Annotated in this window: 16 protein-coding genes and 1 pseudogene; 11 read left to right on the forward strand and 6 right to left on the reverse strand. The window is 65.2% G+C overall.

Going from position 1 to position 23,784, the window contains the following annotated elements:
• Positions 1 to 754: 754 nt before the first annotated feature.
• Positions 755 to 2,092, reverse strand: a complete 1,338-nt coding sequence (locus Q4A20_RS08365; protein WP_303122257.1) for a PhoH family protein — start codon at positions 2,090 to 2,092, stop codon at positions 755 to 757.
• Between the two features lie 169 nt (positions 2,093 to 2,261).
• Positions 2,262 to 3,110, reverse strand: coding sequence for an undecaprenyl diphosphate synthase family protein (locus Q4A20_RS08370; protein ID WP_303122258.1), 849 nt, complete (start codon positions 3,108 to 3,110; stop codon positions 2,262 to 2,264).
• A 184-nt stretch (positions 3,111 to 3,294) separates the two neighbouring features.
• Between Q4A20_RS08370 and Q4A20_RS08375 the strand changes: the two genes are divergently transcribed.
• From Q4A20_RS08375 to msrA, 3 genes are all read left to right on the forward strand, one after another.
• Positions 3,295 to 3,996 carry a hemolysin III family protein gene (locus Q4A20_RS08375; protein WP_303122260.1) on the forward strand — a complete coding sequence of 234 codons (702 nt, stop codon included), beginning with the start codon at positions 3,295 to 3,297 and terminating at the stop codon, positions 3,994 to 3,996.
• Positions 3,997 to 4,434: 438 nt separating this feature from the next.
• Entirely contained in the window at positions 4,435 to 4,929 is a 495-nt protein-coding gene (locus Q4A20_RS08380) for a transcription elongation factor GreA (RefSeq protein ID WP_303122262.1), read from the forward strand.
• Between the two features lie 203 nt (positions 4,930 to 5,132).
• Positions 5,133 to 5,861 carry a peptide-methionine (S)-S-oxide reductase MsrA gene (msrA, locus tag Q4A20_RS08385; RefSeq protein ID WP_303122264.1) on the forward strand — a complete coding sequence of 243 codons (729 nt, stop codon included), beginning with the start codon at positions 5,133 to 5,135 and terminating at the stop codon, positions 5,859 to 5,861.
• Positions 5,862 to 5,998: 137 nt separating this feature from the next.
• Here msrA and Q4A20_RS08390 read toward each other — a convergent pair whose 3' ends face one another.
• On the reverse strand, positions 5,999 to 6,718 hold the full coding sequence (locus tag Q4A20_RS08390; RefSeq protein WP_303122265.1) for a LysE/ArgO family amino acid transporter: 720 nt from the start codon (positions 6,716 to 6,718) through the stop codon (positions 5,999 to 6,001).
• A gap of 213 nt (positions 6,719 to 6,931) precedes the next feature.
• Here Q4A20_RS08390 and Q4A20_RS08395 point away from each other — a divergent pair, with 213 nt between their 5' ends.
• Positions 6,932 to 9,562: a P-loop domain-containing protein gene (locus Q4A20_RS08395; protein ID WP_303122266.1), complete on the forward strand. Its 2,631-nt coding sequence runs from the start codon at positions 6,932 to 6,934 to the stop codon at positions 9,560 to 9,562.
• A gap of 121 nt (positions 9,563 to 9,683) precedes the next feature.
• Here the strand turns inward: Q4A20_RS08395 and Q4A20_RS08400 are convergent, their stop codons facing one another.
• Positions 9,684 to 10,241 carry an NADPH-dependent FMN reductase gene (locus tag Q4A20_RS08400; RefSeq protein ID WP_303122267.1) on the reverse strand — a complete coding sequence of 186 codons (558 nt, stop codon included), beginning with the start codon at positions 10,239 to 10,241 and terminating at the stop codon, positions 9,684 to 9,686.
• A gap of 165 nt (positions 10,242 to 10,406) precedes the next feature.
• Here Q4A20_RS08400 and ilvA point away from each other — a divergent pair, with 165 nt between their 5' ends.
• Positions 10,407 to 11,981, forward strand: coding sequence for a threonine ammonia-lyase, biosynthetic (gene ilvA / locus Q4A20_RS08405; RefSeq protein ID WP_303122268.1), 1,575 nt, complete (start codon positions 10,407 to 10,409; stop codon positions 11,979 to 11,981).
• A gap of 598 nt (positions 11,982 to 12,579) precedes the next feature.
• On the opposite strand, the pseudogene Q4A20_RS08410 reads toward ilvA, so the two are convergent.
• Positions 12,580 to 13,839: pseudogene (locus Q4A20_RS08410) on the reverse strand (IS256 family transposase).
• A gap of 372 nt (positions 13,840 to 14,211) precedes the next feature.
• On the opposite strand from Q4A20_RS08410, the gene Q4A20_RS08415 reads away from it, so the two are divergent.
• The 5 genes from Q4A20_RS08415 (at position 14,212) to Q4A20_RS08435 (ending at position 19,936) form a co-directional block, all read left to right on the forward strand.
• Positions 14,212 to 14,346 (forward strand): subtilosin A family bacteriocin, encoded by a 135-nt coding sequence (locus Q4A20_RS08415; RefSeq protein ID WP_303122269.1) that lies wholly within the window; start codon positions 14,212 to 14,214, stop codon positions 14,344 to 14,346.
• Positions 14,347 to 14,431: 85 nt separating this feature from the next.
• On the forward strand, positions 14,432 to 15,835 hold the full coding sequence (locus tag Q4A20_RS08420; RefSeq protein WP_303122270.1) for a radical SAM protein: 1,404 nt from the start codon (positions 14,432 to 14,434) through the stop codon (positions 15,833 to 15,835).
• Between the two features lie 993 nt (positions 15,836 to 16,828).
• Positions 16,829 to 17,635 carry a hypothetical protein gene (locus tag Q4A20_RS08425; RefSeq protein WP_303122271.1) on the forward strand — a complete coding sequence of 269 codons (807 nt, stop codon included), beginning with the start codon at positions 16,829 to 16,831 and terminating at the stop codon, positions 17,633 to 17,635.
• A 515-nt stretch (positions 17,636 to 18,150) separates the two neighbouring features.
• Positions 18,151 to 18,846: an ATP-binding cassette domain-containing protein gene (locus Q4A20_RS08430; RefSeq protein WP_303122272.1), complete on the forward strand. Its 696-nt coding sequence runs from the start codon at positions 18,151 to 18,153 to the stop codon at positions 18,844 to 18,846.
• Complete coding sequence (locus Q4A20_RS08435; RefSeq protein ID WP_303122273.1) at positions 18,821 to 19,936, forward strand: hypothetical protein; 1,116 nt, start codon at positions 18,821 to 18,823, stop codon at positions 19,934 to 19,936. The genes Q4A20_RS08430 and Q4A20_RS08435 overlap by 26 nt, the downstream gene beginning before the upstream one ends.
• Positions 19,937 to 20,008: 72 nt before the next feature.
• Here Q4A20_RS08435 and ilvD read toward each other — a convergent pair whose 3' ends face one another.
• Positions 20,009 to 21,904 (reverse strand): dihydroxy-acid dehydratase, encoded by a 1,896-nt coding sequence (gene ilvD / locus Q4A20_RS08440; RefSeq protein WP_303122274.1) that lies wholly within the window; start codon positions 21,902 to 21,904, stop codon positions 20,009 to 20,011.
• Between the two features lie 224 nt (positions 21,905 to 22,128).
• On the opposite strand from ilvD, the gene Q4A20_RS08445 reads away from it, so the two are divergent.
• A complete protein-coding gene (locus Q4A20_RS08445; protein ID WP_303122275.1) occupies positions 22,129 to 23,493 on the forward strand; it encodes an amidase in 1,365 nt (454 codons plus the stop codon).
• Positions 23,494 to 23,784: the final 291 nt, after the last annotated feature.

Consider the following 23,784-nt stretch of genomic DNA (forward strand, 5'->3'; position numbering starts at 1 on the left):
GGTCGGTAGAAACTGCAGGACACCGGGGCTCCAGTCCAACTTGCACTTTCCGGCTCATCCAGTTTTAGGGGCCAGAAGATGCGGTAGCCCGTGGTGAGGAACCAGGTGACCACGCCGGTGCACCGCGTCCGAGTCGACTGCTGGCATCCCCATGCCGGAGTTGACCGTCGGCACGTCACCCCGGAGTCGACTGTCGTCGACCGTTATCCGGCTCGTCCGGTTTGGGGGTGTGGTGGTTGTGGTGAGCTGTGGTAGAAGTGTCGCTGATGTCCTGAGGCCTAACAGGGATCGGGATGCCTGCTTGGCCGGTTGGGCGTTAACAACGCAACTTAACGTTCTGCTGTATTCCTCGGGGGCCTTCAGCAGACGGGTAACCGGCGTTGTTAACCCCGAAGTGGCGTAGCAGACCGGGAAGCGGCGTTGCAGACGGACCCGCTTCCAGGCACCGGGGATGGCGGCAGCCAAGTCCGGCAGCAGTCCGGCACGGTGAACCGGCAGGCTCACCGCATCCCTCACCCCGCGACACGTCGGCAGCCACATCCCCAAGCATCAAGAGCCGGTTTGGGTGGCCTGATGGAGTTATTCGAGGACTCGGGTTGACCCTCGACGACCGCCCGGCCCACGCCGAGAGCGTCCCTACCGGGCCGACAACGTCCCCGCCCACAAACCGGAAAAGCCGAAGTGGCCTTTCAGTGATCAGCGCCGGGAACGACTAAGAACTCGGCGGGTGCGCGGTCAGTGGCACGACTCCCGCCTAATACAACGGCACTTCATCGAGCATGCGCGTGACCAGTTCAGCAATCTCGCTGCGCTCGGTGCGCTTCAGGTCCACGTGTGCGAACAGATCCCGACCCTTCAGGGACTCGACCACACTGACGACGCCGTCCCAGCGCCCCACCCGCAGATTGTCCCGCTGAGCGACATCATGAGTGAGCACCACCTTGGAGTTCTGACCGATTCGGGACAGCACCGTCAACAGCACATTACGCTCGAGGGACTGAGCCTCATCCACGATCACGAAGGCATCGTGCAGAGAGCGGCCGCGTACATGCGTTAGCGGCAGCACCTCCAACTGGCCGGCGGCGACGATCCGGTCGATCCGGTCGACGGGAACCACGGAGCTCAGGGTGTCGAACACCGCATCCCCCCAGGGCGTCATCTTCTCCCCGGCATCGCCGGGCAGGAAGCCGAGACTCTGCCCACCCACCGCATACAGAGGTCGGAAGACCATCACCTTGCGGTGCTCACGCCGATTGATCACAGCGTCCAGTCCGGCACTCAACGCCAGAGCGGACTTGCCAGTGCCGGCCCGCCCACCTAACGAGACGATGCCGATGTCGGGGTTGAGCAGGTGATCAATGGCGATGCGCTGCTCGGCGCTGCGTCCGCGCACACCGAACACCTCGCGCGAGGGGTCCACCAAGCGCAGGGACCCGCCGACCACGGTGGCTAGTGCCGATCCGCGCGGAGAACTCACCACCACGCCGGTATGCACCGGCTGGGCCGCCACGTCGGCGGCGGCATCCTCGTCCGCCAGTCCCGTCAGGTCGAGGCAGTAGTCCTGCCACAGCCGGGAGATCTCCTCCTCGGTGACGGTCACGGCACTCATGCCGGAATAGATGTCCTCACTGGCGAGCTCCGCCCGGTACTCCTCGGCTGTCAGGCCCAGGGCAGCGGCCTTGATACGCATGGGGAGGTCCTTGGAGACGACAACCACCTCGTGCCCGTCGTCTCCCCCGTCCCGGCGAGGGCGGCGGGCGAGGGCCACGGCCACCGACAGGATGCGGGAGTCGTTATCGCCCAGACGCATGGCGGCGGGCAGCACCTGATCGTCGGCGCCGTTGAGCTCCACGCGCACGGTGCCGCCGCGATCGCCCACGGGTATGGGGCGGTCCAGCCGCCCATGCTGCTCGCGCAGGGCATCGAGCAGACGCAGCGCCGAGCGGGCGAAGTAGCCCAGTTCGGGATGTTGGCGCTTGCCTTCCAGTTCGGTGATCACCACTACCGGCAACACGACGGCGTGCTCGTCGAAGCGCAGCACGGCGCGCGGGTCGGAAAGCAGGACCGAGGTGTCCAGGACGTAAGTTCGCATAGCTGCCTCCGTCGGCGTTCGGCGGGCGGCACCGGACGTCCAAGAACCACCCGCCTGTGACACTACTCACCATACTCGTTGTCGCTGCGGGATCACTGGACGCGCGGGACAGGACGCCACATAGTCTCGGAGCGCATCGCCGGCGACACGGGACTGCGCCCAAATCCGGTCATTTGCCCAGACGCCGCTCCCGCTGGCCGTAGTCGCGCAGGGCGCGCAGGAAGTCGATGCGACGGAACGCCGGCCAGTAGACCTCGCAGAAATAGTACTCGGAGTGGACCGACTGCCACAGCAGGAACCCGGACAGGCGCTGCTCCCCGGAGGTGCGAATGACCAGCTCCGGGTCAGGCTGCCCCTTGGTGTAAAGATGCGCGGTTATGTCCTCCTCGGAAAGGGAGTTCGCCACCTCCTCCAAGGTGGCACCGGCGGCTGCGCGCTCACACAGCAGGGAGCGCACGGCGTCGGCGATCTCCTGACGCCCGCCGTAGCCGACCGCGATGTTGACCTGCATGCGCGCATCCGCGTCAGCGGCGGACAGGGACACATCCAGGCGGGCCACATCGGTGTCGCTCCCGGATCCGGCACCTGCGCCGTCTCGACCCCCGGGCGGGACAGTGGCGCCGACAGCAGTGCGCAGCCGCTCGGCCACCGGTGCGGGCAGCAGATCCACGGCACCCACCAGGCGCAGTCGCCAACGGTCGGCGTCGGCCAGTTCGTCGACGGCATGAGCGATGATGTCCAGCAAGGGGGACAGCTCTGCGGGATCGCGCGAGAGGTTGTCGGTGCTAAGCAGCCACAGGGTGACCACTCCGACGCCCGCGTCCTCCGCCCAACCGAGGAACTCCTCAATCTTGTCGGCGCCGCGCTTGTGCCCCTGAGCGGTACCGATCCCCATGGCGCGGGCCCAGCGGCGATTGCCGTCAAGGATGACGCCCACATGCTGCGGCACACGTTCGGGCTTGACCTGCGCGGCGAGGCGACGCTCATAAAGGTTGTAGAGAAGGTTATCGCGCGCCATTAATCATCTCTTTCCGTTACGTGCCGGTCCGGCCTGACGCCCGCCGCGCCAGGGACGCCGGGCACGTCCAGGTCAGAGAGTAACGCGGGAACGACCCTCACCCCACCCTCACAGGAAACCTACGGGAGCGTAAGTTACGGTAGCGTAGGTTCTGTTGGGACACCCACCTTGAGGAGACCGGTCAATGCGCACCACCATCCAGTCGCGCGGCGCGGCCGCAATCAGCGCCGCGAATGACCTCGCTCGCGCCGTCAAACCCAGGCTGCGCGGATGGATCCACGCCTGCACCGCCCCCCTGGCACTGGCTGCCTGCATCGTGCTGACCGCACTGGCGCCGGGCGCGGGACTCAAGTGGGCATGCGCCGCCTACCTGGCCTGCTCTCTGCTGTTATTCACGAACTCGGGCATCTACCACATCTCCAGCGGCCACTTCCCCCGGACCGTGTCCGCCGTTCTGCAGCGATTCGACCACGCCAACATCTACCTGCTAATCGCCGGCACCTACACACCGCTGTCGGTTGCCCTGCTAGAGGCCACCACTGCACGTTTGGTCCTGGGGATCGTATGGGCCGGGGCCGCGCTCGGAATCCTGACCACCATGCTGTGGCCGACGGCACCGCGCCGGCTGGGCACCCTGTTCTACATCCTGCTCGGTTGGGTGGCTCTGTGGTTCCTTCCCCAGTTCTGGGTCGCCGGCGGGCCGACGATCTTCTGGCTATTGGTGACCGGCGGCGTCGTCTACACAGTCGGAGGCATCATCTACGCCCGCAAGCGGCCCGACCCCTTCCCCCGCTGGTTCGGCTTCCATGAGATCTTCCACGTGTGCACGGTGGCCGCCTGGGTGTGCCACTGCGTGGCCTGTTACCTGGCGGTACTGGGACGCTGAGCCACAGCGCCGCACGCTGTATGCCGGGCCAGCGGCCCATGGACCGCGCCGGGCTGAGAACACGGCCACGGACGGTTTCCGTCGCGCCCGGCGGCACAGACTGCAGTACTTTCAGCGCTCGTCCCATCGAGACGGCCGGAGGGCGCCACAGAATTGCGCCGTTTTCGATGGGGCGAGCCACCAAGTGCCGTGAAAGTGCTGCGTTTTATGACACCGGCAGGAACGTGTGGTGCCGCCGCCCGCTCCAAACGGGTTAGCGTCATCGCGCAGAGCCCGGACACCTCCGGCCAGGGCGGACTCGCCCGGCACGTGGTGGGACTCGTCGATCCGTCATGCCGGCCTTAGCCTTCGGGGCGCGATCGGGGTAGAACGTATAGACTCGTCCTTTATACCCGAACAGCACCTGAGGGCTGCATGGCCCATTCGTAAGGAGAAACCATGGCAGACGAGACCACCGAACCGCAGGGCACCTGGCTCACTCAGGAGGCGTACGACCGCCTCACCGAGGAGCTCGAACACCGCAAGGGTGCGGAGCGCAAAGCGATCGCCCAGCGCGTTGAGGCCGCCCGCCAGGAGGGCGACCTGCGGGAGAACGCCGGCTACCACGCCGCCCGCGAAGAGGCCTCCCTCAACGAGGCCCGCATCGCCACGCTGACCGAGATGCTGGAGAACGCGCAGGTTGGCACCGCCGCCTTCGACGGCTCCGTAACCGCGGGAACCGTGGTCACCGCGAAGGTGGCGGGCCGCGAGCAGACCTTTGCCCTGGGCGGTCAGGAGATCACCGCGGACGTCCCCGAGGGCGTGAAGGTATTCTCCCCCGATGCCCCCCTGGGCCGCGCCCTCATGGGCCACCGCGCCGGTGACACCGTCAGCTACAACGCACCCAATGGCAGGGAGATCACTGCCGAGATCGTCGACGTCAAGGCTCTCTGACTCGCCGCCGCGCATCGGTCTCGCGCCCCGTTCCCGGCCATCGCGGTGGGAACGGGGCGCGCCCCTTCCCGGGAGGCGTCCCGCCCCAGTTCGCTCGTTACGCGGGTATCCGCCCTATTCCGTCGTTTTCCGCGCCTACGCTCCCGGCGTACACCCCTGGGACGTCCTGTGCTCGCCCAGTTCGCTCGAGTAGCTTCGCCTCCATGGCAGTATCCGCACAGTCAGGCACGACGACGCCCCGCCCGTCCCGCAATCCTCAGATTCCCGGCCGGGAGACCACCCTTCTGCCAAGCCCGGGCGAGCATGTAGTCCTGGGCACGCCGCTGGACGGACCGTGGCCCGAGGGCACTCAGGTCATCTACCTGGCGGGCGGCTGCTTCTGGGGCGTGGAGCGCTTCCTGTGGCGCCAGCCCGGCGTGGTGGCAACCGCCGTCGGCTATATGGGCGGCACCACCCCCAATGCCACCTACCGGGAGGTGTGCACCGGCGCCACCGGTCACGCCGAGACGGTGCGCGTGGCCTACGACCCGACCGTGTGCGGGCAGGGCGGGGAGAGCCTGCTGCGCACCTTCTGGGAGAACCACGACTCCACGCAGCTGAACAGGCACGGCAACGACATCGGCACCCAGTACCGCTCGGCGGTGTGGACGACGACGTCGGCACAGGCCAACGCCGCCCTGGCGATCCGCACCGCCTTTCAGAGGGAGCTGACCCGGCTGGGTCGCGGTACCTGCGTGACCACGATCGCCCCGGCCAGCGAGCTGTACGCCGATTTCGGCGGCCCCTTCTACCTGGCGGAGGACTACCATCAGGGCTACCTGGAGAAGAACCCCGACGGCTACTGCAACCACGGCCCCAACGGGATCACCTGCCCGGTGGGGATTGTGAACGTGCCCGCACAGACGGAGGTGCTGCCGCCCGAGGCGGTGTAGGAGCCGGCGGGCAAGCGCTCAAGTACGCCGCGTGTAGCGGGTTCGGGCCGCCCGGGCCCGCCATAAGTACCGACCTCGGCACGTAACATCTACCGACCTCGGTGAGTGGGGGCGGACGAGCGACGCGGCCGCGCCGGTCAGGAGCCCAGGGCCAGGTGGAGTGCCACCCCCAGCATGACCAGGCCGACCAGCACGTCCAGCACCCGCCAGGTGCGCGGGCTGGACAGCGGCCCGGACAGCGCCCGCGCCCCCAGGCCCAGCGCCGTGAACCACAGGATCGACGCCGTCCCGGCGCCGGCCGCGGCCATCCATCGGGCCGCCCCGAAGCCGTTTGTCACCGTGCCCAGCATCAGCACGGTGTCGAGGTAGACGTGCGGATTCAGCCAGGTCAACGCCAAGGTGGTCAGCGCCACCGACGACGCCGGGCGCGCCTGTTCCTGCTCAAGCGCGCCCGGGCGCATGGCCGAGCGGAAGCTGGAGATCGCGAAGCCGAGCAGGTAAAGCACGCCGCCCCAGCGCAGTACCTCCAGCGCCCACGGCGCCAGGCGCGCAACCGCGCCGATCCCGCCGGTGCCAATAGCGATCAGTGCCAGGTCGCTGAGCGCGCAGATGGCCACCACCAGCCCCACGTGCTCCCGCCGCACCCCCTGGCGCAGCACCCAGGCGTTCTGCGCGCCGATGGCCACGATCAACCCCAGCCCCGTGGCGAAGCCGGTGACGGCGGGCGCGAAGCCGGACCAGGACGCGGAGACCGCCAACGAGGCAGAGGCCAGGCCCCCAACCGCAGGGGCGGCTGCGACAGTCCCCGCAGCAGTCGGGACTCGGAGAGACGTCGACGGGGCGAACAGGAGCGTCATGGGGCAACCCTATGGGTTCCGGCAACACCTCGTAAGCCGGACGGGCGCGTGCCCCACCCTGTTGGCATGGGACTGCGCACCCGCCTCGGTCCGCCCGACGCGCTCAGCGCGTATTCCCGGGACCCACCATCCCCATCCACACCCGGCCGCCGCGACCCGCCGGAAGCCGCACACGCGTCGGGAGTCGCACCGGAAGTGTGCCAATATCAGGGCATGACTGAGCGCAGTGACTATGCAGACGGCCGCGGCTACGGCGATCGCGGCAACCGTCGCGACCGATATGACAGGGGAAACGGCCGGGGGTATGACCGGGGCGGCTACCGGGATGACCGCGGCCGGGGATACGACCGCGACCGGGGCAACCGCGGCGGCCGCAGCTACGACCGGGACCGCGACTTCGGCGATCGCCGTGGCGGCTATGACCGGGGCAACCGCGGTTACGGTGACCGCAGCTACCGGGACAACCGTGAGGACCGCGGTTACGGCGACCGCCGCGGCGGCTATGAACGCGGCAACCGGGGATACGAACGGGACAACCGCGGTTACGGTGACCGGCGCGACGGCGACCGCGGCTATGGTCGGGATCGGGGCTACGACCGGGACCGCCGAGACCATGGCTACGACCGGAACGGCCGGGGGCGCGACTACCGGCGCGAGGGCCGCCGGCATGAGAAGGGCCCGCGCGAGGGGACGCTCGCCGACCTGGTGGACTACCTGCACGTGCTGGACAACCGCCCCTACGGCGCCTACCGCGACACCATCGGCCGCTACCGCGCCCCCGAGGGCTGGATGCTGCACGTCGACTACGTTCAGCCCGACCCCTACGCCCCGCCCACGCGTATCCGCATCCAGGCTCCTGCCGATCTGCCTGGTCTGAAACTGCTGCAGGACGCGGAGCTGACCTCCACCCGTGACCGCCGCATCGCGGTCGGCGACTTCCTAACGCGCGAACTGCACCAGGGCTTCCGCGGCACCAACCTGTCGATCGCCTCACCGGGGCAGGAGATCCTCGAGCGCTGCTCAGTTATCGTCTCCGCGCCTTCCGACGGCGATCAGGACGAGGCCGTGGGTAGCCCGACCGATACCGCGGATGATAAGGACTCGCGCACCTCGGATCAGCAGGACGGCGCGGTCGTGGACCTCTTCACGGCACTCACCGAGACTGATGAGGACGCCGCTGCCGACGCAGATGCCGAAGGCGCGCCGCACGGCGATACCGAACCCGACGCCACCGCTGCCGTCACAGCGCCTCCCGCCGATGAGGGCACCGCCCCGGGCCAGGCGGAGGACACGGCGGCTGACGCATTCGCCGCTGCCATCGGCTCCACCCGGCCGGCCGACCTGAGCGAGGACTCCGAGTCCGAGGCGGAACCGGCCGCGGAGTCGGCCTCCTCCCCCGCGTCCGCCACCTTAGGCGCAGAGGCCGAGGACGCCGCCTTAGCCGCGGACGCTGAGGATGCCGGCGCCGCGGACGTGCCCACCGCCGCCTCGAATATCGCCGCTAGGGGCGAGGTCGACGCGCCACCTGCCATCGTCATCGAGATTCGCGCCCGGGTGGCACTGCCGGCCCGTGGCCGCTCCATCCGCGGGCGGGAGGCCGCCAACATCTTCAGCCACGACCTGACCCGCGAGGTCAACGCGGCCCTGGACCTGACCGGTGAGCGGGCCACGCGTCTGTTGGAGCACGTCGCCGCCCTGGAGGACCACCGTGCCCTGACTCAGGCGGTGGTCGACAACGGCTGGGTGTCCTTCCTCGCGGACGACTCGATTCTGCCGCGCCGCTCCGGTGTCAGCGACGCCCCCATGGAGGAGGGCGCCATCGCACTGACCGCACCGGACTCGCTGGCCGCCACCGTGACCCTGCCGCACGCGGGCGAGGTCCGCGGTACCGCAATCGGCTCCGGGGTCACCCTCGTCGTCGGCGGCGGCTACCACGGCAAGTCCACACTGCTGAGCGCGATCGAGCGCGGCGTCTACCCCCACATCCCCGGTGACGGGCGCGAGCTGGTGGCCACAGTTCCGGACGCCGTCAAGGTACGGGCCGCCGATGGGCGGGCGGTGACCGGCGTCGACCTGACCCCCTTCATCTCCCACCTGCCCGGGGACCGGGACACCGTCTCCTTCACCACCACCAACGCCTCGGGCTCGACCTCGCAGGCCGCCTCGATCGTGGAGTCGATCGAGGCGGGGACCTCCGCCCTGCTTCTGGATGAGGACACCTCCGCCACCAACCTGCTGATCCGCGATTCCCGCATGCGCACGCTGGTGGCTGACGACCAGGAGCCGATCACCCCATTCGTGGACCGGGTGGGGGCGCTGGCGGAGGCCGGCGTGTCCACGGTGCTGGTGATGGGCGGCTCCGGAGACTACCTGGATGTGGCCGACCGGGTGCTGCTGCTGGACTCCTACGTGTTGCACGACGCCACCGAGCAGGCCGCCGAGGTGGCTGCGGCGCAGCCCCGGGAGACGACGGCGTTGGCCGACTTCCCCATGCAGTCCCCGCGGGTACCGCTGCCCTCGCAGCGCACCCAGCGCGGCCCGGTGCGCACGCGCTCGCGGGGCACCGACTCCCTCACGCTGGACCGGGAGGACATCGACATCTCCGATGTGGCCGGCGTTGTGGAGTCCGGCCAGGCCGAGGCTGTGGCCTACGCGCTGCGGGCACTGCTGGAGCAGCGCTTCGACGGGGACTCGAGCCTGGCACAGTGCCTGGAGGACCTGGACGCACTGCTGGACGATGAGGGTCTGGACGCCCTGGACCGCCGTCCGGCCTTCCTGGTGCGCCCGCGCATGGTGGATGTGGCGGCCGCGGTCAACCGCTACCGCAAGCTCAAGTTGGCCTGAAGGTCCCACGCAGGCAGCCGAACACCGGTCTCAAGGCCTGACTCAAGGCCCAAATGGGCGCGGGAGCCCGCCACCTTGCCAGGTGGCGGGCTCCCGCATGTATGAGCGGCGTGAGACGGATTCAGCGCAGCGTGGCCAGGGCCCGGTCCTGGGCGACTATGGCCTGGACCATCGCGGGCACCTCGGCGTCGTGGAAGGCGGCCGGGGCGAAGCTGGACATGTTCTCGAAATCGGTGGCCAGATGCAGGTTGACCTGCGGCCCGACCACGCCGGCGGTGAAGTTCGCCAGGATCAGGCGCAGCGCCTCGATTGGGCGGTGTCCGGCGGAGAAGGAGTAGCCGACCAGCCCGACGGCCTTGTTGGCCAGCACGGACGGGGTGATGAAGTCGATCGCGTTCTTCAGCGCACCGGGGACGGAGTGGTTGTACTCCGGTGTGACGAAGATGTAGGCGTCGTATGCGGCCAGGGCGTCGTTCCACTTCACCGCAGCAGGGTCCTTGGCGGGGGCCATCATCGGGGGCAGCTCCTCGGCGAAGACCGGCAGGTTGAAGGAGGCGAGTTCAAGGACCTCGGCCTGCACGCCATCGACGGTGTTGGCCTTGTCGGCGACCCACTGAGCGACGGGCCCGCCCACGGAGGCGGGGCGGACGGAACCGGTGATCACGGCGATCTTGGTCATGGTGCACTCCTTGAAAGCACAGTTGGAAGTGAATCAAACAGACCGGACTCTAGGCCATACATCCCAGCTCACATATAGTAGAAACTATGATCTTGCCCATATTAATCGCTTAGACTTTTAAAACGGCGTGGGGTTCCAAGTCCTGACCCCGGTTAGGCTGAGCGCGTGAGCGATGCCGGAAGCAACGGAAACCACGCAGACCACAACGCCCCCTGGGAAGGCGCCCGCTACCTGCGGGAGATCCTGCGCGCCCCCGTCTACGAGGCCGCCGAACACACGCCCTTGCAGACCATGCCCGCCCTGTCCGCCCGCCTGGCCAACACGGTGGAGGTCAAGCGTGAGGACCTGCAGTCGGTCCACTCCTTCAAGATCCGCGGCGCCTACAACGCCATGCGGTCCCTGTCGGACGCAGAGCGCGAGCGCGGCGTGGTCACCGCCTCCGCCGGCAACCACGCCCAGGGGGTCGCCCGCTCCGCCTCCCTGCTGGGGGTGCGCGCACTGATCGTCATGCCCACCGTCACCCCCCGCATCAAGGTGGATGCGGTGCGCGCCCTGGGCGGCGAAGTGGCGTTGAGAGGGGACAACTTCGACGCCGCCAAGGCGGAGGCGCTACGCCTGGCGGGTGTCGAGGGGCTGACCTACATCGCCCCCTTCGACGATCCCCGCGTGATCGCCGGCCAGGGCACCATCGGTTTGGAGATGATCCAGCAGGACGCCGACTTGGACCGCGTTTTCGTGCCCGTGGGCGGGGGCGGCCTGGTCTCCGGCATCGCCGTGTTGATCAAGCAACTCATGCCGCAGGTGCAGGTGATCGGAGTCGAGCATGGGGAATCCGCCTGCCTGAGCGCCGCCCTGGCCGCCGGCGAGCCGGTCACGCTGGAGCACGTCGGCCTGTTCGCCGAAGGTGTGGCTGTGCGGCGCATCGGTGATGAGACCTTCCGCCTGTGCGCGCAGCTACTCGACGACGTCGTCACCGTCTCCTCAGACGAGGTCTCCGCCGCCGTACGAGACCTGTTCGAGGACCTGCGGGCCGTGCCCGAACCGAGCGGCGCCGTCGCCCTGGCGGGGTTGAAACAGTATGTGGACACCCACGCCCTGTCCGGGGAGCGGCTGGCCTGCGTGTTGTCGGGAGCGAACCTGAACTTCCACCAGTTGCGCTACATCTCCGAACGCGCCGAGATCGGCGAGCGACGCGAGGCCATCCTGGGCGTTACCATCCCGGAGGTGCAGGGCGAGTTTCTGCGCTTCGCCTCCGTGCTGGGCGGCCGGGCCGTCACCGAGTTCAACTACCGGTTGTCCGCCTCGGCGCCCCCGGAGGCGCCGGCCCGTATCTTCGTCGGCGTGCGCCTGACCCGCGGCCGGACCGAGCGCCGGGAGATCGTCGCCGACCTGGAGGCCGCCGGCTATGGCGTGGTGGACCTGACCGAGGACGAACTCGCCAAGGTGCACGTTCGTTCCATGATCGGCGGCCGCGCACCTGAGGGCCTGGTGGAGCGGCTGTTCAGCTTCGAGTTCCCCGAGTCGCCCGGGGCGCTTACCCGGTTCCTGGAGATCCTGGGGTCCCGCTGGAACATCACACTCTTCCATTACCGCACCGACGGCGCCGACTACGGGCGCATCCTGACGGCATTCGAGGCCGGCCCGGACGATGCCGAGCTGACCAAGCACATGGACCGGCTCGGCTACGCCTACCACGAGGAGACGGACGACCCCTCCGCCCGCTTCTTCCTGGCCCGCTGACCCCGCCGAGCCCGCGAACTCCCCCCCCGTCACCGAAGTCGGTTGATCTTACGTGCCGAAATCGGTAGAAGTTACGTGCCGAGATGGCGGTGCGGGCCTTCGGGGCGGGGCGGCGTGAAGGTGCCGGAGTGTGAGGCCGTGGGATGGCGTTGGGTACGCTCCTTCGGCGTCTACTACGCCGGTTTGAACTCTGCTGAAGGCTCCAGACACCCTCAACAGACACCTAACCGGCGTAGTAGACACCCCCGTCCACGGACACCAACACAACGTCGCCCCGCCTCACGACCCAAGCGCGCATGCGGAGCGCCCGGCCCCACACACCCTGCTTGCTGCCGCAAGCACGGCCAGCGCCCGGCCCGACGGTCGACAACGGCATCGGCAACTGCTTGCCGGGAGTGACCACGCTCTGAAACCGACACTAGCCTTGTTACCTTGTTGGTGGTTCAACGTGGTCCGGGGTCAGGCCAGCCCCTGTCGGCATGATGTCCCGCGCCTATCATTCGACGATCCGGGGTGTTGTCACCCGTGGTGGCGGGCGGATGGTGGGTCAAGTCCTGTGTGGTGGTGTAACGATTCGGGTCCTTCCTTAAGCCGGGTGTCAGGTGTGTTGTGTGGTGGTTAGTTGCTTGGGCTCCTGTGAGTTGGTGCTGGTGTCGGTGTCGGGGTCTTGTTGGCAGCGTTTGAGGACTTCCAGGGAGAAGTAGCGGCGGCCTTCTGCCCATTCGTCGGTCTGCTCGGCCAGGACGGCGCCGACCAGGCGAGTGATGGCATCACGATGGGGAAAGATGCCGACGGTGTCGGTACGTCGGCGTATCTCCTTGTTCAGGCGCTCCTGGGGGTTGTCGGGTCCAGATCTGGCGCCACACGTCGGTGGGGAAGGCGGTGAATGCCAGCAGGTCGGCCCGGGCGGCGTCCAGGTGGTCAAAGACGTCGGGTAAGGGCTCACGGGTGTATTTCAGCAGCCGGCCGCATCTGTGCCTGTACCGCCTGGGCGTCGGGCTGGTCGTACACCGAGTGCAGCATGGCCTCGGGCCGCCGGCCAGGCGCTCTTAGTGGTGATATCCATGAGGTTGGCCTTGTAGTGGGTGCGGCACCGCTGCCAGGAGGCCCCGGGCAGGTTCGCGGCTATCGCCTCAACCAGGCCCGTATGGGCGCCGCGTGGTGACCAGCTTGACCCCGGACAGGCCGCGGGCCACCAGGTCGGCGAAGAACTCATTCCATGCGGTGCCGGTCTCGGATGTGGCGACCCGCAGTCCCAAGACCTCACGGTGACCGTCATGGTTGACGCCCGTGGCGGTCAGGCAGACCGCGTTCACCACGCGCCCGTTCTCACGCACCTGTCAATCGTCAGGGCGTCAGCAGCCACGAACGTGAACGGGCCCGCCTGTCCCAGGGGCCGGTGCCGGAAGGCGGCGACCTGCTCGTCTAGCTGCTCGGCCATGCGGGAGACCTGAGACTTAGACAGTGAGTTGATGCCCAAGGTCCCCACCAGTTTGTCCATCCTGCGGGTGGACACCCCGGCCAGGTAGGCGTCGGCGACCACCGTTATCAGTGCGCTCTCCGAGCGCTTGCGGCGCCCCAGCAGCCACTCGGGGAAGTAAGTGCCCGAGCGAAGCTTTGGGATCGCCACGTCAATGGTTCCGACCCTGGTGTCCAGGGGCCGGTGCCGGTAACCATTACGCCGGGCAACGCGCTCGGAACTGGGACGGCCGTACTCGGCGCCGCACACCGCGTCCGCGTCCGCGCTCACAAGCGCGTTGATCATGGTCTGCAGCAGGCTGCGCATCAGATTCGGCGAGGCCTGCCCAAGGGCTTCCTCTAGGACGGTGGCTGGGTCGACAATATGAGGAGCGGTCATCGTGGTAGATGTCCTTTCGAGTGGGTTGTAGGAGATTCCTCGAAGGACCACACGGTGACCGCACCCACACACTCCGTGCGAGCAACCAACCACCGGCGGCTACACCACCCTAAGGGACACGACCGGATGGTGATAGCCGATTAGGGGAACCGACCGAGGAGCAAGCTAAACCACGCTGATCACCAACAGGCTCCCAACAACGCAACCCATATCTCACAATCCGAACACATGACGTCTCGAATCTTGAATTGAATCCACACACTCCTTGCATACATGTCCACACAGCGATACGCTCGATACCGAGCGCGGCCTGAACCTCTGCCAGACCAACCCTGAATTTCTGCACGTTCCACCATACGGAGGAGGTGTGACATGACGATCGAACCAGCAACCGTACTCGAATGGAAGGAATGCTCCTTCTGTGCAATCGGAGCAGGATGCCTCGCAGATGGACCATTCCCGGACGCCGAAGTAGTCGGAGTGGCCCTCATCGCAGGCGCGTTCTAGCGTCGCACATGACACCAGCGATCACTCACGTCTGACGAGACTCGAGTTCGGGCCGCGCTCACAACTCCCTGACAGGAACGCAATCATGACGATAAACTCCCAGACTGAGCCAATCACAATCTCAACACACACAATCCTACATCAGCATCGAGACGGATACTGGCTCATAGCTGACAACCCTGAAGGAAATGTATTCGGCCACATCAAGTGTGAAATCAATCTAGCCGGCAAGCTGATCCTGCAGGCCATCGATGGCAACCGAAACATCAACGAAGTCGTCAAAGAACTTTGCGACTCAAACGCTCTTGACGAAATACAGTCACGCCCTTGGGTCACCGCCTTCGTCGACAACATGATCGAACGCGGAATCTTAAGAGTCGGTCGGCACTCCAACCACATTCCCTTAACCGTCGTCGGTACCGGCGATGACATCTACCCATCGCACGTCTCAATCGAGGTGACAAACGCATGTAATTTGCGATGTTCCTTCTGCTACCTATGCGCCGGCCCCGACAAACGTGACCGCCTTGACTACCGAGAGATTACAGATCTCTTGGACGACTTCAAAGAACACGGTGTAGTAGCCGTGTCCTTGACCGGTGGCGAGTTTTTCCTCCACCCGTACGCGATTGAAATCCTAGCATACGCTTGCAACCGTTTTCCGAGCGTCGGGCTCCTCACCAACGGAACCGTCTTCCCGCAGGCTGCCATAGACCTCCTGAAGCAACACCGTAGCCAAGTTACCGTAAGCATCTCCATCGATTCCGCACGTCCGGACTTACATAACCGCATGCGTGGCGGCCGTACAGCATACGAACGATCGACCAGGACAATCCGCACTCTAGCGTCTAATGGAATCCTCGTCAGGATGTCGTCAGTAATTGTAGAAGACAATATGTGGCAACTTGACGAACTAGCCCAACTCGCGATATCTCTCGGAGCGAGAGCGTTCAGCTTCAATTTCGTAGAAGGATTTGGGCGAGGCGAGGCCGTCAAGAAGCAGCAATCAGCGAACTTCGATCCGGGTTACTCGAAATACGTGTCTACGGTGATTGAAAAATACCGGCGACTCATACCAATATTCAAGGGTGAAGAGTTGAGTAACACGCGGCGAAACTGTGGTGCCGGAACCAGCAGTGTATCTATCGGCGCCGATGGCACCGTCCGCCCATGTCCTCTATTCCCAACAAGCAATAAGCTAAAGAACGTCAGAGACGACAGTCTGTCATCGATTCTGGAAACTCCTTTACACCGGGCTCTCGAGAGTATTCCCGCACCATCTGAAGCGAATGGCTGTTCTCGCGACTGCGATCATTTCTACGAATGCCACAACTGCTATTTACGGGGTCTCAATGTGAATGCAAACCGACCAGCGAACGCATATTGCTCATGGATCCGGAAAAACGAGCTTCAGGCACTCGTCGGGTTAGTACGCCGAGAACCGGAACCGATCACAATCTCCCGCAAGAGGCCTCACGATGCCAACTGACTCCGCTATACTGTCATACAACAACGCTTATGTTTACGCCAGACCGGTCCACGGCGGCTATCGTGAAGCACTATGGTTCCGCAATGCCTGCCGAGCGATAGCAAACAATGTTGACTCCGAAGCATTCCGTAACCAAGTAATTACGAGCCACGGCGTTATTGGAACAGTAAGACATGGTTATTGGGAGTTCGTCGCAACAACCGGATACCAGGCGACTGAGACGATCCACAACTCGCTTTGTCAACATATAAACCGCCTAATGCGAAAACATAAGGAAGGTCTCGCCGAAAACCTGCGCGTGACTATCGACGTAGTAACGTACGCAGATCGTCTGATGTATGACTGCCATTCCCTTGAAATGCCGAGCGACGACGACCTCGAACATACGCTTGAAACGTCCTTTGAGGACGTAATATGTTTCCGGCGGCCTGCGGAACTGACGCGGCATAGCTATTGGCCATTCGAAGCTAGGCAGCATGTAGATATACTTGAAAACACAGAATGTTACGCAGGAGACAAGGATTTCCTGGTTGGAGCGTGTTTTGTTGCGCCAGAGTCTTTTGGACTTCGCTCATATCTAGCATGCCTCACATTAGCACAACTTTGGAGCAATGACTACTTTACCGAAGAAATTGCATGCCTTCGTCGGTCTGGTTCTGCATATTCATACATGTCCACATTTTCTCGCGACTCTTGCACCTTGTGCTTCGGAGTTTTCGTCCCGGCCGCTGCTCACCTCGCCGGCCATAGAACTGTGCATTCGGTAACAACCGCACCTCTGGATCAAGAAGGATTTCTTCGTGCCTGTGCCGCCGCCGAAGTTGACATGCGCTATGCAGGCCCACTTGACCGCGCAATTCAGAACGCTACATTGAAACTTCAGTTTGATTCAACGAGGGGCTTCATGGCGGAATTCAGGGATCTAACAGTCGATGACTGTAACACAGTACTTCGGTGGCCGAAACACCCATTTACTATTTACTGTGACAAGCCATGACTCAGTACTTTGATTTCGAGACCTATTCCGACAATCGGACCTACATACGCCAGAGTCCGGTATCCGGGCTTTGTAGGATCCATATCGACGTTCAGAATATTACGAGCGTCGAGCAGGCGCACTTATTAGAACACTGTATCATGGAAGCGAATCGTGACAGAATTCGCGCAGAGAATGTCGTCGCATTCGGCGTTACAACGGCTCGTCGGATCACTCTCTCAATATTGCCTCGGCAAGAGGCCTCCCTATCGAACTACGCTGACTTCGCGGCCGTCGACATTACCGATAAGCTGTTCGACTGCGTAATGCCCTTGGTTAAGGCAGAGTACCGTCATCGAGCGCCCCATGATGTTTACATGTGTTGTTCGAGTTACGGCACGCGTAATTCCAGCAGGTCCGAGATACCTGCCGCACAGGAGCTTTCGCGAGTTCTTCGGCAAGCTTGCCTATCAGGCGCAGTTACCACGCAGCTTTATTTCGGCAGCGAGCTCTCTACTCGAGTTAAGGTCAATGCTTGCATACCACCATCGTGTCAGGTCGAGGGCCGCAGCCGCATGGATAGTAGCGCTTGTGCGAACGGCGTCACGCGATTTATTCGCGATCGTCTTGAATGCGCATTGCCGCGTGGCATCGTACCTCGTTGGGAAAGTATTGATTTCAGGAAAGCGGTATTGGCTCGTTACCACGCTCTCCTTGCCCAGCCAGCATTCTTCATTAGGGAGATGGATCGTGTACTCGATCTCGGTCTTGACGCGGATTCCATCAATACAGGCTTCGAGGCGTTTCTTTTACGAGGCGGTTGATTGCGATTTCGTATTGTTATAGGCTCGCCTAGCTGTTTGACAATTAGCATCGTTTTATTGTAGACTATTCGCGGTAGCGGGGTTATACTCTTGGGCGTGCGTTGGCGCCTGGGTTCGCTCCAGTTTTGGCCAAGAATCCATGCCCGCCGCATCAATGGTAGAGCTCGGCGCAAACACCACGCTAAGCGGCGATGCTTGCATCTTGTCAGACGGTCGCCATATTGACTGCACGATTTACACTTCGACAGGATGAGGATCCGCTTATGTCATCGTTAGATTCTTCTGAGCACTCCCGCTCTCGCCGCTTATTCCGAGGCGCGATAGGGGTGGTCGCTATTATTGCGGCGGTGCTGGGATTCGGCATTGGAAACGTGTTTGAGGGCGTCGTCGCACTTGTTGTTGGGCTACTTTTCATTGCGTCCGCATGCTTTCGCTGCCCCAATACCCGCAGATAATCTTCCAGCCCGTATGCAATGTACCGGGAGCTCCATCTCACCCGAATCGGAGGAAGATCCATGGAGAATTTTTTTGAAGTCGAGGGGCTACGAGCGTGGTACAAACGCTCCGACCCCGTCCTGACCGATGTCTCGCTGACACTCGATGCGGGCGAGGCGGTGGGGTTACTGGGCGTCAACGGCGCCGGAAAAACCACCATGCTCAAGGCGCTCTGCGACGCGCACCGCGGTTACGAGCTCCGGTCCATGCGGTACCGCGGACGCGCATGCAGGCCGGATACGCCCACATTCAAACAGCAGCGCTATTTCGCCTTAACCAACGACGCCTCGTTCCCCACCTGGTCATTGGACACCTTCATTCGTTTCCTGGACCGCGCCTACGGGCGGCGAGAACGCCCGCAGCTGCTCGACGAACTCATCGACGGCTTCAACTTCCGCGGCTATCGGTCAACCCCATTCGGACAGCTGTCCAGCGGCACCCGAAAGAAGGCCGCGCTCATCGCCGTCTTCCAAACACCGGCCGACATCCTGTTCCTCGACGAGCCGGTGGACTTCCTCGACTTCTCGGCAACGGAGTATCTCTACCACTGCATAGTCGCCGCCGCCGAACGTGGGCAGGCGGTACTACTGAGCTCCCACATCGCCGAGTCCTTCACCCGGTGCACCACCCGGCTCTACGTACTCTCCTCGGGCCGGCTCAGCGGCCCCTTCGACACTCCTGGGGATTCCGATGCTGTCGCAGCCCTCGTCAACTAGCGCTCTGGCAGCTCGGGCCGTGGCGGGCGAGTTCCTCAGCAAACGGACCGTATGGTCAAGCCTGATCCTGACGGCGATCGCAGCGTGGGTTGGCATGCACCTGGGCGTCGTGGTCAACCTGCGGGTCGCCTCCGCCGGGGTCTTCCTGGCCACGGCGGCAACCATGTCATCAATCGCCTGGACCTGGGTCCACAGCGAACGGTGGCCGGGCCTGACGCGGTTCCCGATCGCCGCCAAGGACCTGGCGCGCGCCGCCTACCTCGTCGGTTCGCTGGTGGTGCTCCTTGAAGTCGTTCTACCCGTGATCGCGTTCATCTCCACGGCTCAAGGCATCACCTGGCCCAATGCCGTCACGGTGACTCTGCTCGCCCTCGGAATGGCGCCCCTGGTCCTCCTGCTCTGGACCGGCCCCACGCGCCGTCATCGCCTGGGAGCGCTCATCGCATTGGCGGCGGGGATCGTCCTTGGCATTGCCCTAAGTCCGCTCACAGCGGCCGTGATGCTCGCCGTCGAGGGCACCGTCTGTTTCCTGCTCGGCTTCGAGGTGGTTGACGACGCCGCACGACGGCGCAGAGCCGGACCGCGTCTCTCCAGCCTCATACTCGGTGAGCTGGCGAGCTCCCGGATGACGCAGATCAACACCGCCGCGCTGGTCGCCTTCGGCTGGCTGTTCAACGCAGTGCTACACAACCACGGTGCCGCGCTGCCGCTCGGGGCCGTCATGGTGGTGCAAAACACCCCGCTCAATGCCTACTTCTCCCGGCATCCGAGCACCTGGCTCGTGGTCAAGACCTGCCCGCGCACGTGGCGCACGCTATGCGTTTACGCCCTCCAACTCACGGCCCTGTACCTGGCCTGCGGAGCCGTCGCCGTCTTCGCTCCCGAACCAACCCTCGCGCACTTCGGCAGCGACGTCGTCTTCGTGGTCACCGCGGCTTCATCCGCGGCCCTGGCCGCCGTCCTCATGGAATGGCGCTGGCCGCTGCTCGATTGGAAGTCCGAGCGCGAAGTAATCCGCCACCCGCGCAAGTACGTTCCCGCACTCGTCGCCTGCATACTCTCCACCGCATGCTGGGCGCTCACACGCTGAGCGGGTGCGGCCCCCGACGACGGCGGGACGCGCACACCCGCTCAGCTGCGTCAGTTCCGAATGCGACAGGCGTCAGCGAACGCGGATCCGGCTGAGGTCTCGCACGGCGCCGAGGTCGGCGCTGGTGGCGAGCAGGCCATAGGCGCGCAGCGACTTGGACACGTGGCGGGGACGCGGGTTGTGCGGCGTCCACGCGTCCTCCCCGCGAGTCTCCTCCTCGGCACGACGCCGGGCGATCTCCGCCTCGTCCACATCCAGCTCGATGGAGCGGTTGGGGATGTCGATGATGATGCGGTCGCCGGTGCGCACCAACCCGATGAGTCCGCCCGCGGCCGCCTCCGGGGAGACATGCCCGATGGACAGTCCGGAGGTGCCGCCGGAGAAGCGGCCGTCGGTGAGCAGCGCACATTCCTTTCCCAGGTGCATGGACTTGATGTAGGTGGTCGGGTAGAGCATCTCCTGCATGCCCGGGCCGCCGCGAGGCCCCTCGTGGGAGATGATGACCACGTCACCGGCCTTCACCTTGCCGCCGAGGATGCCGTCCACGGCCTCCTCCTGGGACTCGAAGACGACGGCAGGGCCGGAGAAGGTCAGGATCGAGGCATCCACCCCGGCGGTCTTGACGATGCAGCCCTTCTCCGCGACGTTTCCGAACAGGACGGCCAGGCCGCCGTCTGCGGAGTAGGCGTGGGCGATGTCGCGGATGGCGCCATTCTCCCGGTCCACGTCCAGGGCCTCCCAACGGGAGTTCTGGGAGAACATCTGGGTGGTGCGCACGCCCGCGGGGGCGGCCAGGTAGCGGGTGCGGATCGCCTCATCCACGCGGCTCGCCTGCGGGTCGCGTACGCCGTCCTCGCCGGGGCGGCCGATGTCGTACTGGTCGAGCTCGTCGGCCAGGGTGCCGCGCAGCACGGTGCGGGTGGTGGTGTCGAGCAGGCCACCGCGGTCGAGCTCGCCGAGGATGCCCATGATGCCGCCTGCACGGTGGACGTCCTCCACATGTACGAGGTTGGTGGAGGGAGCCACCTTGCACAGGTGCGGCACCTTGCGGGAGAGCCGGTCGATATCGGCCATCTTGAAGTCGACCTCGGCCTCCTGGGCGGCGGCCAGCAGGTGCAGCACCGTGTTGGTCGACCCGCCCATGGCGATGTCCAGGCTCATGGCGTTCTCGAAGGCCGGCTTGGTGGCGATCGAGCGTGGCAGGACGGAGGCGTCATCCTCCTCGTAGTAGGCCTTGGTGATCTGAACGATCCGGCGACCGGCCTCCTGGAACAGGGCCTTGCGGTCCGCGTGAGTGGCCACGAGCGAGCCGTTGGTGGGCAGCGCGAGCCCGAGCGCCTCGGTCAGGCAGTTCATGGAGTTGGCGGTGAACATGCCCGAGCAGGAGCCGCAGGTGGGGCAGGCCAGGCGCTCGATGGCGGAGATGGTCTCGTCGGGAACGGTGGGGTCGGCGGCGTCCATCATGGCGTCGATCAGGTCGAGCTTGCGGGTGGTGCCGTCGGCAGCGACCATCTTCCCGGACTCCATGGGACCGCCGGACACAAAGATCGTGGGGATGTTCAGGCGCAGTGAGGCCATGAGCATGCCGGGGGTGATCTTGTCGCAGTTGGAGATGCACACCAGGGCGTCAGCGCAGTGGGCGCTGACCATGTACTCCACGGAGTCGGCGATCAGTTCACGGCTGGGCAGGGAGTAGAGCATGCCGTCATGCCCCATGGCGATGCCGTCGTCGACGGCGATCGTGTTGAACTCCTTGGCGATGCCGCCTGCGGCCTCCACCTGTTCGGCGACGACGCGGCCGACATCCCGCAGGCCCACATGCCCGGGAACGAACTCGGTGAAGGAATTGGCAATGGCGATGATCGGTTTGCCGAAGTCCGAGTCCTTCACGCCGGTGGCGCGCCACAGGGCGCGGGCACCGGCCATGTTGCGGCCGGTGGTGGAGGTAGCGCTGCGATAGCGGGGCATGAGCGTCTCCTTGTAGCGGACTGGCTCGAATGAGTGGAATGGGGTCCACCCTAGTTGTCATGCTCTCGGCCGGCCTCGTGCAACCACTCACTGAAACAGCGGGTTTCGGCAGTATCGCGCCGTTTCATCGGATAGTCAGGGCCTGCGCCCGTGGCTATTTCTCTCACGGGCGGGCGGGGAATAAGCAAACATATGCCTCACGTCGAACCGCCCAGGGGGCACATATGGACCATCTCACCGATGCCGTCGGCATCGCTCGCGCCGTCCGGGCGGGACAGCTGTCCGCCCGCACCGCCGTCGACGCCGCACTCAAGCGAATCGACTCCCTCGAGCCGCGCCTGAACGCCTTCACCGTGGTACGGCGTGAATCCGCCCGTCGGGAGGCGGATGCACTCGACCGGCGCCTGACGACAACCGGCCCGGACGCTGCCGGTCCGCTCGCGGGAGTACCGGTTGCCGTCAAGGAGGAGTACGACGTCGCCGGGGAGGTCACCACCTTGGGCGGCCGCGCAAACAGCTCGCCCGCACCGGTGGACTGCGCCGTTGTCGGGCGCTTGCGACAGGCAGGGGCGATCATCGTCGGCCGCACGAATATGCCGGAGTTCGGGCAGTTCCCGGTGGGCGAGTCGGCCTATCACGGGGACTGCCTAAACCCCTGGGACCTGGCCCGCTCCCCCGGCGGCTCCTCGGCCGGCTCCGCCGTCGCCGTCGCCTCCGGCGCGGTACCGGTAGCCATGGGCTCCGACGGCGGAGGTTCCCTGCGCATCCCGGCCTCCGCCTGCGGGGTGCTGGGGCTCAAGCCGACGCGCGGCCGAGTCAGCTCGGCCCCACTGGCCCAGCACTGGTTCGGTCTGGCTGGCTTCGGGCCGATCGCCCGCACGGCCCGCGACCTGGCGGCGGTAATGGACGTCATAAGTGGCAATGAGGCGGTGGACCGGTGGCGCCTGGACGCCCCCGAGCGGAGCTTCAGTGACGCCGTGGGCGTGGTGCCACCTCGACTGCGCATCCTCTCGGCGTGCAACCCGGTCATGCCGGGTGCGCGCCCGACGCCGGCGGTCACCCAGTCCATGCGGTCCCTCGCCGCCGCCCTGCGGGACCTGGACCATGACGTCCGCGAGGCCCGCGTGGCCTGGCCGGCACCGACCGGTCCGTTCCTCACCCTTTACTTCGCCGGCATGCACTGCGAGGCACAGCAGGTGGAGCACCCGGACCGTCTGGAGCGGCACACCAGGGCCTCGGTGCGTCTGGGTTCGCTGGTTCCCAATGCCGCGGTGCGGACGGCGCTCCGTCATTCCGAACGGATCCGTGCGGGCGTTGAAGCGGCCTTCGGGCGGGCGGACCTGCTGCTGCTCCCCACGCTGCTGGATCTGCCCCGCGGCGCTCACGATCTGCACGCAAGAAGCTGGTTGTCGGCGATGCTCGCATCGACACCGACGGTCTCCAATACGGCGATATTCAACGTCTCGGGGCATCCGGCTCTATCGGTTCCCGCGGGTTTCGCGGGTGGGCTTCCCGTCGGTGTTCAACTCGTGGCCCGTACCGGACGCGAAGACCTGCTGCTGGCCGTGGCCGCACAGCTGCGCCAGTAAACGGACGCTTCACTCCCCACGCCGACACCGACTCGCCCCTTACAGCTGCGTCTCGCTACCTACTACTAGCTTTTGCACCCTTGAGGGTTATTCATAGGGGCGGCTCGCCGCTGTGAAGTTGCCGTGTTTTCTGCGTGATTGTAGGGGAAGGGTTGTGATTGCGTGGAGGTGGTGTCGGTGGGGTGATAAGCCTCCGGCCACCACACCTTTCGACGGGAAGAGCCGGATTTGGTGGGTGTCGGCGGATCGGGCCTGACGGTTCGTACGTTGTGGTCGACGAATCGTACTGTG

It is taken from the genome of Actinomyces sp. (assembly GCF_030530635.1).
Lineage (GTDB): Bacteria > Actinomycetota > Actinomycetes > Actinomycetales > Actinomycetaceae > Actinomyces.

Bases quoted from the DNA above. Each gene is read 5' to 3' on its own strand.
- Q4A20_RS08420 (WP_303122270.1), top strand. From the start codon at position 14,432: ATGACGATAAACTCCCAGACTGAGCCAATCACAATCTCAACACACACA.
- ilvD (WP_303122274.1), bottom strand. From the start codon at position 21,904: ATGCCCCGCTATCGCAGCGCTACCTCCACCACCGGCCGCAACATGGCC.
- Q4A20_RS08375 (WP_303122260.1), top strand. From the start codon at position 3,295: ATGCGCACCACCATCCAGTCGCGCGGCGCGGCCGCAATCAGCGCCGCG.
- msrA (WP_303122264.1), top strand. From the start codon at position 5,133: ATGGCAGTATCCGCACAGTCAGGCACGACGACGCCCCGCCCGTCCCGC.
- Q4A20_RS08380 (WP_303122262.1), top strand. From the start codon at position 4,435: ATGGCAGACGAGACCACCGAACCGCAGGGCACCTGGCTCACTCAGGAG.
- Q4A20_RS08430 (WP_303122272.1), top strand. From the start codon at position 18,151: ATGGAGAATTTTTTTGAAGTCGAGGGGCTACGAGCGTGGTACAAACGC.
- Q4A20_RS08445 (WP_303122275.1), top strand. From the start codon at position 22,129: ATGGACCATCTCACCGATGCCGTCGGCATCGCTCGCGCCGTCCGGGCG.
- Q4A20_RS08400 (WP_303122267.1), bottom strand. From the start codon at position 10,241: ATGACCAAGATCGCCGTGATCACCGGTTCCGTCCGCCCCGCCTCCGTG.
- Q4A20_RS08390 (WP_303122265.1), bottom strand. From the start codon at position 6,718: ATGACGCTCCTGTTCGCCCCGTCGACGTCTCTCCGAGTCCCGACTGCT.
- Q4A20_RS08415 (WP_303122269.1), top strand. From the start codon at position 14,212: ATGACGATCGAACCAGCAACCGTACTCGAATGGAAGGAATGCTCCTTC.
- Q4A20_RS08370 (WP_303122258.1), bottom strand. From the start codon at position 3,110: ATGGCGCGCGATAACCTTCTCTACAACCTTTATGAGCGTCGCCTCGCC.
- Q4A20_RS08395 (WP_303122266.1), top strand. From the start codon at position 6,932: ATGACTGAGCGCAGTGACTATGCAGACGGCCGCGGCTACGGCGATCGC.
- Q4A20_RS08425 (WP_303122271.1), top strand. From the start codon at position 16,829: ATGACTCAGTACTTTGATTTCGAGACCTATTCCGACAATCGGACCTAC.
- Q4A20_RS08365 (WP_303122257.1), bottom strand. From the start codon at position 2,092: ATGCGAACTTACGTCCTGGACACCTCGGTCCTGCTTTCCGACCCGCGC.
- Q4A20_RS08435 (WP_303122273.1), top strand. From the start codon at position 18,821: ATGCTGTCGCAGCCCTCGTCAACTAGCGCTCTGGCAGCTCGGGCCGTG.